Annotated in this window: 11 protein-coding genes; 8 read left to right on the top strand and 3 right to left on the bottom strand. The window is 33.5% G+C overall.

All coding sequences use genetic code 11. From position 1 onward, the window contains the following. Positions 1-27: 27 nt before the first annotated feature. From SYNTR_RS00345 to SYNTR_RS00365, 5 genes are read left to right on the top strand one after another with little or no spacing between them, the layout of a single operon-like run. Entirely contained in the window at positions 28-810 is a 783-nt protein-coding gene (locus SYNTR_RS00345; protein WP_156202636.1) for a short-chain-enoyl-CoA hydratase, read from the top strand. Positions 811-832: 22 nt separating this feature from the next. After that, positions 833-1,981: an acyl-CoA dehydrogenase gene (locus SYNTR_RS00350; protein WP_156202637.1), complete on the top strand. Its 1,149-nt coding sequence runs from the start codon at positions 833-835 to the stop codon at positions 1,979-1,981. Between the two features lie 45 nt (positions 1,982-2,026). After that, positions 2,027-3,241, top strand: coding sequence for an L-lactate MFS transporter (locus SYNTR_RS00355; protein ID WP_197079130.1), 1,215 nt, complete (start codon positions 2,027-2,029; stop codon positions 3,239-3,241). A 33-nt stretch (positions 3,242-3,274) separates the two neighbouring features. Next, on the top strand, positions 3,275-4,249 hold the full coding sequence (locus SYNTR_RS00360) for a CoA transferase subunit A (protein ID WP_156202639.1): 975 nt from the start codon (positions 3,275-3,277) through the stop codon (positions 4,247-4,249). Continuing rightward, on the top strand, positions 4,249-5,058 hold the full coding sequence (locus SYNTR_RS00365; protein ID WP_156202640.1) for a CoA-transferase subunit beta: 810 nt from the start codon (positions 4,249-4,251) through the stop codon (positions 5,056-5,058). Before SYNTR_RS00360 ends, SYNTR_RS00365 begins: the two co-directional genes overlap by 1 nt. A 138-nt stretch (positions 5,059-5,196) precedes the next feature. Here the strand turns inward: SYNTR_RS00365 and SYNTR_RS00370 are convergent, their stop codons facing one another. Further along, positions 5,197-5,964: an SDR family NAD(P)-dependent oxidoreductase gene (locus SYNTR_RS00370; protein WP_156202641.1), complete on the bottom strand. Its 768-nt coding sequence runs from the start codon at positions 5,962-5,964 to the stop codon at positions 5,197-5,199. A gap of 267 nt (positions 5,965-6,231) precedes the next feature. Here SYNTR_RS00370 and SYNTR_RS00375 point away from each other — a divergent pair, with 267 nt between their 5' ends. Next, positions 6,232-7,476 carry a DUF1015 domain-containing protein gene (locus SYNTR_RS00375; RefSeq protein WP_156202642.1) on the top strand — a complete coding sequence of 415 codons (1,245 nt, stop codon included), beginning with the start codon at positions 6,232-6,234 and terminating at the stop codon, positions 7,474-7,476. A 100-nt stretch (positions 7,477-7,576) separates the two neighbouring features. Here the strand turns inward: SYNTR_RS00375 and SYNTR_RS00380 are convergent, their stop codons facing one another. Beyond that, positions 7,577-8,944 carry a protease complex subunit PrcB family protein gene (locus SYNTR_RS00380; protein WP_156202643.1) on the bottom strand — a complete coding sequence of 456 codons (1,368 nt, stop codon included), beginning with the start codon at positions 8,942-8,944 and terminating at the stop codon, positions 7,577-7,579. 90 nt (positions 8,945-9,034) lie between these two features. Next, positions 9,035-9,913, bottom strand: a complete 879-nt coding sequence (locus SYNTR_RS00385) for an MBL fold metallo-hydrolase (RefSeq protein WP_156202644.1) — start codon at positions 9,911-9,913, stop codon at positions 9,035-9,037. A 165-nt stretch (positions 9,914-10,078) separates the two neighbouring features. Between SYNTR_RS00385 and SYNTR_RS00390 the strand changes: the two genes are divergently transcribed. Next, positions 10,079-12,217: a Tex family protein gene (locus SYNTR_RS00390; protein ID WP_197079131.1), complete on the top strand. Its 2,139-nt coding sequence runs from the start codon at positions 10,079-10,081 to the stop codon at positions 12,215-12,217. A gap of 125 nt (positions 12,218-12,342) precedes the next feature. Beyond that, entirely contained in the window at positions 12,343-12,792 is a 450-nt protein-coding gene (locus SYNTR_RS00395) for a hypothetical protein (protein WP_197079132.1), read from the top strand. Positions 12,793-12,822: the final 30 nt, after the last annotated feature.

The following is a 12,822-nucleotide window of genomic DNA, read 5'->3' on the forward strand; positions in this document are numbered from 1 at the left end:
ACATTATTAAATAAAGGAGGTGAAAAAATGGATTATAACAATATTCTGCTAGAAAAGAAAGATAGAATTGCTGTTCTCTATATAAATAGACCTAAAGCTTTAAATGCGCTAAATAAAGAAACTTTAATAGAAATTAAAGATGCTGCATTAAAAGTCAAAGATGACGATGAAGTAGATGTAATGATAATTGCAGGTAAGGGAGACAAGGCTTTTGTAGCAGGTGCAGATATAACTGCAATGTCGGAATTGTCTGCTATGGAAGGTCGTGAATTCGGGGCTATTGGTCAAGAAGCATTTAGCACAATTGAGTCAATGGAAAAACCTGTTATAGCAGCGATTCACGGTTTTGCACTAGGCGGTGGTTGCGAACTTGCTATGGCTTGTGACATTAGAATATGCTCATTTAAAGCTAAATTTGGTCAACCTGAAGTAGGCCTTGGTGTAACTCCTGGTTTTGGTGGTACACAGCGATTACCAAGAATTGTTGGTGAAGGAATGGCTAAGCAACTATTATATACAGGTGATGTAATAGATGCAAATGAAGCACTACGCATTGGATTAGTAAACGCTGTAGTTACTGAACAAGAGTTGTGGGAGTATGTACTTGATATGGCAAACAGAATAGTAGCTAAAGGTCAACTATCAGTACGTCTATGTAAAGCAGCAGTTAATACAGGAATGCAAACAGATATAGATAGAGCAATGAGTATAGAAGCTGATATTTTTGGATTATGTTTTGCTACTGAGGATCAAAAAGAAGGCATGAAAGCATTTACAGAAAAACGAAAGCCTGACTTTAAAAATAAATAAGAACTTAAGGGAGGAAACCTGAATGAATTTTACGCTAAATGAAGAACAACAGATGTTTAAAGATATGGTAAGAAAATTCGCTGTTAATGAAATAGAGCCTCATGCAGCTGAATTAGATTTAACTCATGAGTTTCCAATGGAAAACTTCAAAAAAATGGCAGATCTCGGATTGTCCGGTATTCCAATTCCTGAAGAATACGGAGGAGCTGGTGGAGACTATTTAATGTTCTCTATCTTTTGCGAAGAACTAGCAAAAGTATGTGCATCCACAAGTGTTATAATGAGTGTTCATACAGGCTTAGGCTGCATGAGTACTTATCTATATGGTAGTGAAAAATTAAAGCAAAAATTCTTAAAGCCATTAGCAACTGGTGAAATTATTGGAGCATATGCACTAACTGAACCTAATGCAGGGTCAGATGCTGCATCACTTAAATTAAGAGCTGAAGATAAAGGTGACCATTATGTACTAAATGGTAGTAAAATCTTTATAACAAATGGTGGAGTTGCGCAAACTTATTGCACATTTGTTAAGAGTGATCCTACTGCACCAGCAGGAAGAGGAATTACATGCTTAATTGTTGAAAAAGATACTCCTGGATTTACCATGAGCAAACCTGTTGAAAAAATGGGTATGAATGGTTCTCCAACTGTTGAACTATATTTTGATAACTGTAAAGTTCCAAAAGAAAACATACTAGGAGAAGAAAACAATGGCTTTGCAGTAGCAATGGGACTATTAGATGGTGGACGTATCACAATTGCCTCCCAAGGACTAGGAATTGGTGAAGGTGCTTTAGAATATACCACTAATTATATTAAAGAGCGTCAACAATTTGGAAAGCCACTTGCCGCACAGCAAGGTGTACAATTTATGGTTGCTGATATGGCAACACAACTTGATGCAGCTCAATTGTTAGTCTATAGAGCAGCATGGTTAAAATCAAATGACCTACCTCATTCCAAAGAAGCATCAATGGCAAAAATGTTTGCAACTGATACAAGTATGGATGTAACTACAAATTGTGTTCAATTAATGGGTGGATATGGTTATTGTAGTGAATTCCCAGTTGAAAGAATGATGCGTGATGTAAAAGTAACACAAATATATGAAGGTTCAAACCAAATTCAAAGACTTATTGTTGGTAGACATACAATAGGCAAATTTTAAACGGGTTTACTCCAGTTTCATTATTTAAAAAAAGGGGGAGTAATTGTGCAAGAGCAAAAAACCATTAATCGTTTATGGGTTTTATTTGGGGCACTTTTAATTCAAACCGTATTAGGTGCTGTTTATACTTGGAGTTTATTTAATGAACCACTAGTACAAAAATTTGGTTGGAGTACAGGTGATGTTGTATTTACCTTCTCCATTACAATGGCAATGTTCGCTGTCGGTGTTCTATTAGCTGGAAGAGTTCAGGATAAGCTGGGACCTAGAAAAGTTGCTATTGCTGGGGGTCTCTTAGCTGGACTAGGTGTATTCTTAGCCAGTCAGGCGACTAGCATAATGCAAATATACCTAACCTATGGATTTATGACAGGTTTAGGTATGGGTGCAGCTTATGTTACACCAGTTGCAACATGTGTAAAATGGTTCCCTGAAAGACGTGGTTTTATTACTGGTTTAGCCCTTGCAGCTGTTGGGGTTGGCGGAATGATATTTACACCTATGATTCTTTCACTAATTGAATCTGTTGGTGTATCATCTACATTTATGTATCTAGGCGTAGGTTATGGTACAGCGATAATCCTAGGTGGTCTATTAATGATCAACCCACCAGAAGGATATAAACCTGCAGGTTGGGAGCCGCCAAAAGCTGGTGAAGCTACAACTGGTGCTGTACAAACAGGTCTAGATTTCACACCAGGTGAAATGATTAAAACACCTCAATTCTATTCATTATTTGTTATGTACTTCTGTGGAATTGCTGCCGGACTAATGGTTATAAGTATAGCGGCTAATATCGGAACTGAATTAGTAGGACTAACTGCTGCAGCTGCAGGAGGCGCGGTTGTAACAATTTCACTATTTAACGCTGGAGGAAGATTTGGTTGGGGAGCAATCTCAGATAAAATAGGTAGAATTAGATCACTATTTCTACAGTTTATCATCTTAGGCGTAGCAATGCTTTACATGAGTTTAGTTCCAATGAGCTATGTTTCATACCTTGTTGTAACCTGTGCTGTTGGATTCTGTTTTGGTGGATATCTGTCAATTTTCCCATCAGTAACAGCGGATTGGTTTGGAACTAAGAATGTTGGAAATAACTATGGATTGGTGTTTATGGGATATGGTGTATCAGCCTTAGTAGCACCAATGTTCGCTGTAGCTGTTGGATTTACAACAGCGTTTATGGTAGCTGCAGTATTATGTGCATTTTCAGCAGTACTTGCATGGTTTACTAAACCACCAACTGCAAAAGCTTAATAATTAAAATGTATAAATAGAGGGGGAAATATTATGGCTAAAGTACAGAAGGTTAGTATTCAAGAGGCTGTCAGTCAAATAAAAGATGGCGATATGCTGACATTTAGTGGTTTTACTATCTGGAGAAGGCCAATGGCAGCAATCTATGAAATGATTAGGCAGGGCAAAAAGGATCTTCATTTAGTAGAGGTAAATGGAGGTACACACAGTGATCTATTAATAGGTGCTGGATGTGTAAAGATCTGGGAATCATGTTGGATAGGACATGAGCTGTTTGGAAAAATAGGTGGAAATCTATCCAGAAAAGCTGAAAATGGCGAAGTTGTAATTGAAGACTACAGTCACGTACAAATACTATATCGTATGATGGCTGGTGCTTTAGGAATACCTTATATGCCAACTTATGCTAGTTTAGGTACAGATATGTTAAATCCAGAGTATGATCACTTAGGTAAATTAGGCTTAAGAGATGGCTCAAATCCAAAAATACCAATGAAAAAATTCGAAATGGCAAAAGATCCATTTTATGGAAGTGAATTAGTGCATGTTCCAGCGTGTAACCCAGATTGGTGTATAGCTTTTGTACAAATGGTGGGTGAAGAAGGAACAGTAAGAGTTGAAGGACAGCTTTACAGTGATGAAGAAGCGATAAAAGCTGCTGATAAAGTAATAATCGTAGCAGAGCAAGTAGTAACTGAAGAATATGTAAGACGTGAGCCAAGCAAAAACTTAATCGCGCCACACCAGATAGATTATATAGTTGAGTTACCGTGGGGAGCTCATCCTACTGGATGCTTTGGTTGCTATGAAACTGATGGAGCATTCTTAAGCAACTTCTTTAATTCTACTAGAACTCAAGAAGGTCTAGATGCATGGCTTGATGAGTGGGTATTTGGTGTAAAAGACTATAATGAATACCTAAATAAAGTAGGATTTGAAAAACTTGAAACTATCAGGGCTAACCCTGCATTTGGTTATTCAACTAAGGTTAAAAGGGGGAAAAGATAATGGCTAATCAAGAATATGCAAAACCAGGCGAATTTAAACCTATCGACCTTTTAGCAGTAGCTGCTGCTAGAGAGGTAAATGATCAAGATGTTGTGTTTGCTGGAACAGGATTACCAATGCTTGCCATAATGGTAGCACAGCTAACAACAGCTCCAAATGCCTGTTGTATATACGAGGCTGGAAGTGTTGATGGAAGACCAATATCTTTACCTAGTTCAGTTGGGGATGCACGTTGTATATATCAAGCATCAATTGCTTCTGGGCTGTCTGATGTTTTTGGTCAGCTACAAAGAGGTGTTGTTGATTTAGCATTCTTAGGTGGAGCAGAAGTTGACAAATATGGAAATGTTAATACAACAGCTATGGGTAAATATGGCATAGTTCCCGAAAAACGCTTAACTGGTAGTGGTGGTAATTCAGACATCAATGGTTTAGCAAAGAAAACTGTCTTTATAATGGTACAAGAAAAACGCCGTTTTAAAGAAAGAGTTGATTATATTACATCACCTGGTTGGAGAATACCAAAATGGCCATCAGGCGAAATGGTTCATAAAAAAGAAGTTTATAACAATGCTTATAGAGGTGGACCAGAAGCTGTAATTACTAACATGGGAGTATTTAGATTTGATGAAAACGGAGAAATGTATCTAGATACAGTTCATCCAGGTTATACTCCTGAAGATGTAAAAGAGAACTGTAGTTTTGATCTAAATATTTCTAGAGTAAGTGGGGAAACAGTACCACCTACCTATAAAGAAATTGAAATACTTTACAATAATATTGACCCAGAAGGAATTTTCTTACCGTAGTGTAATCAGAAGGAGGTTCTGTTTCAAAACAGAACCTTCCCCCTTTTTTATAATAATTTTGTATACTGGATATTGTACTCGCAAACTACATAAAAATAAAAACCATCCCTTGTATCAAGGGATGGTTTATTATTTTTATTATGCTTGGGTGAGCCAGCCACCATCAACTGTTAAACTTTGACCTTGAATAAAGTCAGAATCATTACTAGCAAGAAACAAAGTAGCATTTGCGATTTCTTCCGCTTTACCTACACGACGAGATGGAACATTCATTATTTTAGCTAATAAAGGGTTTGATTCATCACTTAAGGACTCTTCAGGTAACATTCCGGTTTGAATAGCACCTGGACATATAGCATTAGCCTTAATACCTTTAGGTCCATATGAAACCGATATTTGTTTGGTTAGCCCTAATAATCCATGTTTAGAAGTGGTATATGCAGCTCCTCCTGCTCCACCAATCAATCCAGCAATAGATGCTATATTTACAATACTTCCATTACCATTTTTAATCATATGAGGTATTGCAAGCTTACATGCCCAAAAAGGTCCCTTTAAATTTACATCTAGTATCTTATCCCAAAAAGCTTCATCTATTTCAGTTGCCACTTTGGATTCATCAAAAATTCCAGCATTATTTACTAAAATATCTAATTTGCTATATTGTTCAATCGTAGTATATATTAAGCTTTCTATTTGATTTAAATGAGCCATATCAATTGTTAAAGCTATAGACTTCCCGCCATGTTGAGTAATTATATCAGATGTTTCAGCAACAGTTTGTGCATTATAATCTGCTAGAACAACTTTTGCACCTTCTTTGGCAAAAAGTATTCCTATTGCTCGTCCCATACCTGATCCAGCACCAGTTATAATTGCTACTTTTCCTTGTAGTTTCTTGCTCAATGCTTTTGCCTCCTATATGTTTTGATAAAAAGTATCTTTATTATTGTTTTTATTAAAACTTTATTTTATACAATAAGGTTAATTTATAAATTTGATTCTGCTGCAAAAAGTAACTACAAAAAACTTAAGGTTGAGCTAACTTGTTTGCTTTTCACAGTGAAACCAAATTTAAATTTAAAAAGATATGTTATAGATACTAATTTTAATTTATAATGTAATGTGGATTAGTAATTATATAAATTTTGTTTTGTAAAGTAGGAGGTAATTATGGCAGTTATTAAACCCTTTAAAGCAATTAGACCTGACAAAAATTTAGTTGATAAGGTAGCGGCTTTACCTTATGATGTAATGACTAGTGAAGAAGCAAGAGAAATGGTGAAAGATAATCCATATTCCTTTTTATACGTAGATAAAGCAGAAATAAGCCTAGATCCAAGTATTGATCTATACGATAAAAGGGTATATGAAAAAGCACGAGAAAATCTTTATAAAATGATAAATGACGGTATATTCATTGAAGATGATAAGCCATATTTTTATATATACCAACAGGTAATGGGTGATAGAATACAAACAGGATTAGTTGCTAGTGCTTCAATTGATGACTATATAAATAATATAATTAAAAAACACGAGTATACAAGAAAAGATAAAGAACAAGATAGAACAAATCATGTTGATTATTGTGATGCACAAACAGGTCCAATATTTTTAACCTATAAATCAAAAGATGAAATAAATGAAATAGTAGAAGATTGGATTAAAAAAGATCCTATATACAATTTTGAATCTGATGGTGGGGTTAAGCATATAGTGTGGGTTATAGATGATAGTTATATTATAGAAAAATTAAAAAATTACTTTAAAGATATACAAGCTTTATATATAGCAGATGGGCATCATCGAACAGCATCAGCGGTTAGTGTTGGAAAAATGCGAAGAGAAAAATATCCTAATTACACAGGTGAAGAAAATTTTAATTATTTTTTATCGGTTATTTTTCCGGATAAAGATCTTCATATAATGGATTATAATAGAGTAGTTAAAGATTTGAATGGACTAACAGAAGAAGAGTTTATAGAAAAAGTTAAAGAAAATTTTGAATTAATTGAGCATAAAGGTAAAGGTCCTTATAAGCCAGCAGAAAAACATACTTTTGGAATGTATCTTAATAAAAAATGGTATATTTTAAAAGCTAAAGATGGGACATTCAATAAAAATCAACCTGTAGAAAGATTAGATGTATCTATTTTACAAAATAACTTGTTAGCACCAATACTAGGCATTGAAGATCCTAGAACAGATAATAGAATTGATTTTGTAGGTGGAATTCGTGGTCTTGAGGAACTAGAAAGACGAGTTGAGGAGGATATGAAAGTAGCCTTTTCAATGTATCCAACAACAATACAAGATTTAATGGATATATCTGATGCAGATATGGTTATGCCACCTAAATCAACGTGGTTTGAACCAAAACTTTTAAGTGGAATATTTGTCCATAAATTAAGTTAAAAGAGTTATTTATAATAGACTGTGAATAGAAAAAAGCTGATTTCACTAATACTGAAATCAGCTTTTTTGTTGTGTTAATTACCTTTAATTATCTTGATGTTTAAGCTTCTGAAATCTTAGTTACTTTAACATCAGTTCCAGAGGGAACAGCAAATAATTCATAAGGATAAGTTAAGATCATAATTACAGCCTCATCAGGAGCAGGTGACTTATACTCAACATCAACTAAAAACTTTCCATCTTCATTAAATTCCGAATTAGAAATAATTACTTCATATCCACCCGTAGGCTTCTCACCTCTAGCAATCATATATACATCATAGGATTTAAATTGCTTTTTATGAATACCTTTGTCATCTTTTTTTTGTTCTGCCCATTCTATTACTTGTTTAGGCATTTTTTCTTTGCCTATTAATTCTTTTTGATCTGGTTGAGGTTTATCATAGTCATTTTTATTATTAATCTGTGATATATCTATTACCACTGGTGTCCCAGCTGGTACTGCAATTAATTGATATGGATAAGTAATAGCTGTTGTAACTGGTGTATTAGGTCTTGGGGATTTATACGATGCTTCAATAATATGGTGATTATCATTTTTAACTACTATATTGTCAATTACTACTTCATAACCACCAGTAGGCTTTTCTCCCATAGCAATTAAGTAAACATCTTGGTTGTTATACTGCGTGCTATATATTCCTTCAACATTTTTATTTTCTTCTATCCATTTAAGTAGCTCCTCTGATTTTTCAGGAATTTCTAAGCTTACTTTGGATGGAATTTTGAGCTCTGTATTAGTTTGAACAATTTTATCTGTACGGTTTACTATAGCTGCAATTTCAGCTCGAGAAATGGTATCATGTGGTCTGAATTCTTGATTATATCCCTTCATTATCCCTGAATTTGCCATAAATTGAACAATTAAAACATCTGCTTCATCTAAATTATCAATATCTGAATAATTAAACCATACCTGAGTAGTTGGCACATTGATATCAGCAGCTTTAAATGCATTAGAAATTGCTTGTGCTACCTCAATCCTAGTTGCATATGCGTCTGGTTTAAAATTTTTAGAAGAATCAAATATTTCATTATCTAAGCATAATTCAATTGCCTCAGAATACCAGCTATCCATGTTAATATTAATCTCATCAGATGAAGTAATAGTATCAAGATCAAATACCCTAGTTATTAGTACTGCAAGTTGTGCTTTTGTAACCTTTTGGTCAGGGGCAAAAGTTACTAAACCATCTTCATCAACACTAATACCTTTCATAAACTCTTTTTCAAAAGAAGCAACTATTTCTTCTTTAGCCCAGTGGTCTTGAATGTCAACTATGTTTGGTTTTTCTGACTCATCGTAAGATATTGGCATAATTTTAATATCTGTAGCAGCAATAATTGCACTTGCTGGAATTGTGAATAAAAATAATGCCATCAGTGATAAGGTGAAAATTTTTCGCATAACTAAACATTCCTCCTTTTATTTATTTGTTAATTAATACGTTTGAATAAGCAAATAACTTTCAAAACTAAAGACATGAAAATTATGGAATTATTTCTTATAATAAATTCCTTCAGAAAATTTGATTTCGTTTAGTTTAATTAAGCGTTTTAGGTGTACATATAAAGACATTTTTTCTTGTACCTTAATAAAAGGAGTAAATTTAGTGTTTTTTCCATAAATAATTTGTAATTTAGTTAAATTTTCAAGAGTCATAGGTTTTTTTAGTGCATTTAAAATTAGTTGATCCTTTTTATATATAACATTAAGATAATCCTCTAATCTTTGAATTATATTATCAGTAAAAATACCCTTATGAGAAGTTACTATAGTAGAAGGGTTTATTTCTATACACTTTTTAATCGAACAGATAAAATCATCTACATTACTGCATAAATGGCCATACCAAGGACCGAATCTACTTAAGTCAATATCACTTGAAAAAAGAACTCCATCTTTTTCGAAATAAAAACATAGATGACCTGGTGTATGTCCTGGAGTATGTATAACCTGCATAGTTGTACTACCCCAATCAAGTAATTCTTTATCTTTTATATAATTATGTACAGGTGATTCTTTGAGTTGAATTCCATCAACAAAATCATCACCTAGGTTTTCAGCATTAAAATATTTAAAGCCATAGTAATCCTTAAATAATTGTAATGATTTTATTGCAGGAGCATCTAATTCATGTGCCCAAATTTGAGTTTTATCAAAATAATGATTATTGTATATGTGATCTTCATGAAAATGGCTATTAATAATTACATCTACATGGCCTTTTATAAGACTTAATAAATCTTCTTTACCACAGCTTGAATCAATTAATACTTTAGTTTCATCATCTATAAATAAGCAATGACAATAGGGGAAACGACCTCGATTAGGGGCTTCTACAAATTTAATTTTTTTTGTAATAGGGATAATCATTACTAACTCCCTCCCTTTCTGAAATTAAACATAAAGTCTATAAGAGTCAAGTCACGGAAAATATTTAAATATTATTGCAAAATTTGCACTAATGTAAATATCAATATAAAATAAATATCATTATTAAGTACTTATTTTACCATATTAAACCTAGGGAGGAAGTATATGAAAGACAAAATAATTGAAATAGTTAGTCAAGAATCAAACCTACCAATTGATAAAGTGGCTAAAACGGTTTCATTACTAGATGACCAAAATACTGTTCCGTTTATAGCGCGTTATCGTAAGGAAGCTACAGGCGGGTTAGATGAGGTTGAAATAAGGACAATTGAAGAACAGATTAAGTTTCATCGAAATTTAGAGCAGCGTAAACTGGATATTATTCGCTTAATAGAGGAACAAGGTAAATTAACAGATGAACTTAAAACTGATATTTTGAAAACAGATACTATATCTAGATTAGAAGATTTATATCGACCATATCGCCCCAAAAGAAAAACAAGGGCATCAGTGGCGCGTGATAATGGTTTAGAACCCTTAGCTCAGTATCTTTTTTCTTTTCCACATGATGATAAATTAAATAGCATAGCAGAACAATATTTAAATGAAAATGTTACAAGTGTTGAGGATGCTGTAAATGGAGCCCTGGATATAATTGCTGAACAGGTGGCTGATAATGCTACAGTTAGGGGATTTATAAGAAAACTAACTTTAGCTAAAGGTATTTTAGTTACTAAAGCTAAAGATGAAAATAATGATACAGTTTATTCCATGTACTATGACTATAGTGAACCGGTTTCAAAACTACCTCCTCATCGCATATTAGCAATTAATCGGGGCGAGAGGGAGGAAATAATAAAGGTTTCTATTGAACCACCCAAAGAAGAAATACTTAATAGGCTATATAAAGATTTTCTTAAACCTAATACAGCAACAACAGAATTAGTACAAAAAGCTATAGACGATTCATTTAAAAGACTTATAGAACCATCTGTAGAACGCGAAGTTCGTAATGAATTGACAGAAAAAGCTGAAGCTCAAGCAGTTGTTGTATTTTCAAAAAATCTAAGAGGTTTACTATTGCAGGCACCCGTAGGTGGCAAAGTGGTTTTCGGTATAGACCCTGCATATAGAACAGGTTGTAAATGGGCTGTTATAAATGAAACGGGAAAACTATTAAAAACTGGTGTTTTCTATCCAACACCACCACAAAAAAAGATTGCAGAAGCAGAAAAGGTTTTGGATGAAATTTTAGATGAATATTCTGTAGAAGCTATAGTTATAGGTAATGGCACTGCTTCTAGAGAAACTGAACAATTTGTGGCCGAATATATAAAAAAATATAATAAAGAAATATCCTACACTATTATTAGTGAAGCAGGGGCAAGTGTATATTCAGCTTCTGAAATTGCTCAAGTTGAATTTCCCAATTTAGATGTTGCTGAAAGAAGTGCAGTTTCAATAGGACGTAGAGTTCAAGATCCATTAGCCGAATTAGTGAAAATTGAACCTCGTTCAATAGGGGTGGGGCAATATCAACATGATATTGTAGCTAAAAAGCTAAATGAAAACCTATCTAAAGTTGTAGAATCAGTAGTTAATTATGTAGGTGTTGAATTAAATACAGCGTCTCCTTCGCTATTAACTTATGTATCTGGTATTAATTCAACTGTTGCTAAAAATATAGTTAATTACCGTGAAAAGGAAGGAAAGTTTAAATTTAGAAAAGACTTACTAAAAGTAGCTAAACTAGGGCCTAAGGCTTATGAGCAATGTGCAGGTTTCTTAAGAATTGATAGTGCTAAAAATCCCTTGGATAATACAGCAATTCACCCTGAATCATATGATTTAACTCATAAACTACTAGATTATATTAATTCAGATATAACTCAATTAGGGAGTAATTCCCTTAAGCAAAAACTAAATAAACTTAATGTAAAAGAAGTAGCTGAAAAATTAGAAGCAGGTGTGCCAACATTAACGGATATCATTGAAAACTTACAACGTCCGGGAAGAGACCCTCGTGATGAGCTGCCTAAACCTATTTTCAGGACAGATGTATTAACTATTGAAGATTTAAAACCCGGTATGATTTTAAAAGGAACAGTGGCTAATGTTGTAGACTTTGGTGCTTTTGTTGATATAGGTGTTAAACAAAGTGGTTTAGTACATATATCAGAGATGTCTAATAAATTTATAAAACACCCACTTGAAGTTGTAACTGTTGGCGATATAGTTGATATAGCAGTTATATCTGTAGATTTAAAAAATGAAAGAATAGCTTTATCAATGAAAAATGTTTAACGAGTCAAAGGGGACGGTTCCTTTTGACTCGCCCTTTTTTCACAATTTAACATAATGTTTTGATACTTATACCATATTTTTTTCCGATACTGTTAGTGGAGGCACTCAAATAAAAATTGAAAGGAGTGTTTGTTATTAGCAAACTAAAAAAAATAATACCCATTACATTAATATTAACACTATTAATGTCAACTGTAGCATTTGCTGCCACTGACAGCAACAAAAACGAAAACAGAGGAGACTTTTCAAAAGAACGTACAAAAATTAGTGAACGGGTTAAGTTTGAAGGTGAGCGTTCAGGTTTACAAACTCAAGCCACTGAGGAAATAAGAGAAAAGTGTGATGAGTTAAAAGCTAAGCTAAGTAGTGGAGAAATAACAAGAGAACAATTTTGTGAAGAAATGAAAGAGATTAATCCAAATAGGATGAAATCTAATCAAGACAGATGGCAGAATAAAAAAGGAGATGTTCCAGAAGATTTTAAGGATAAATTAGGCGAACTAAGAACTAAACTACAAGATGGTGAGGTAAATCAGGAGCAGTTTAGAGAAAATATAAAGCAGCTAAGACAATAAAAGATTAAATTAAGAGTGCCTCCATTTAGA

It is taken from the genome of Candidatus Syntrophocurvum alkaliphilum, assembly GCF_009734445.1.
Classification (GTDB): Bacteria; Bacillota; Syntrophomonadia; order Syntrophomonadales; family Syntrophomonadaceae; genus Syntrophocurvum; species Syntrophocurvum alkaliphilum.

Bases quoted from the DNA above. Each gene is read 5' to 3' on its own strand.
- SYNTR_RS00345 (WP_156202636.1), top strand. From the start codon at position 28: ATGGATTATAACAATATTCTGCTAGAAAAGAAAGATAGAATTGCTGTT.
- SYNTR_RS00350 (WP_156202637.1), top strand. From the start codon at position 833: ATGAATTTTACGCTAAATGAAGAACAACAGATGTTTAAAGATATGGTA.
- SYNTR_RS00360 (WP_156202639.1), top strand. From the start codon at position 3,275: ATGGCTAAAGTACAGAAGGTTAGTATTCAAGAGGCTGTCAGTCAAATA.
- SYNTR_RS00365 (WP_156202640.1), top strand. From the start codon at position 4,249: ATGGCTAATCAAGAATATGCAAAACCAGGCGAATTTAAACCTATCGAC.
- SYNTR_RS00375 (WP_156202642.1), top strand. From the start codon at position 6,232: ATGGCAGTTATTAAACCCTTTAAAGCAATTAGACCTGACAAAAATTTA.
- SYNTR_RS00380 (WP_156202643.1), bottom strand. From the start codon at position 8,944: ATGCGAAAAATTTTCACCTTATCACTGATGGCATTATTTTTATTCACA.
- SYNTR_RS00385 (WP_156202644.1), bottom strand. From the start codon at position 9,913: ATGATTATCCCTATTACAAAAAAAATTAAATTTGTAGAAGCCCCTAAT.
- SYNTR_RS00390 (WP_197079131.1), top strand. From the start codon at position 10,079: ATGAAAGACAAAATAATTGAAATAGTTAGTCAAGAATCAAACCTACCA.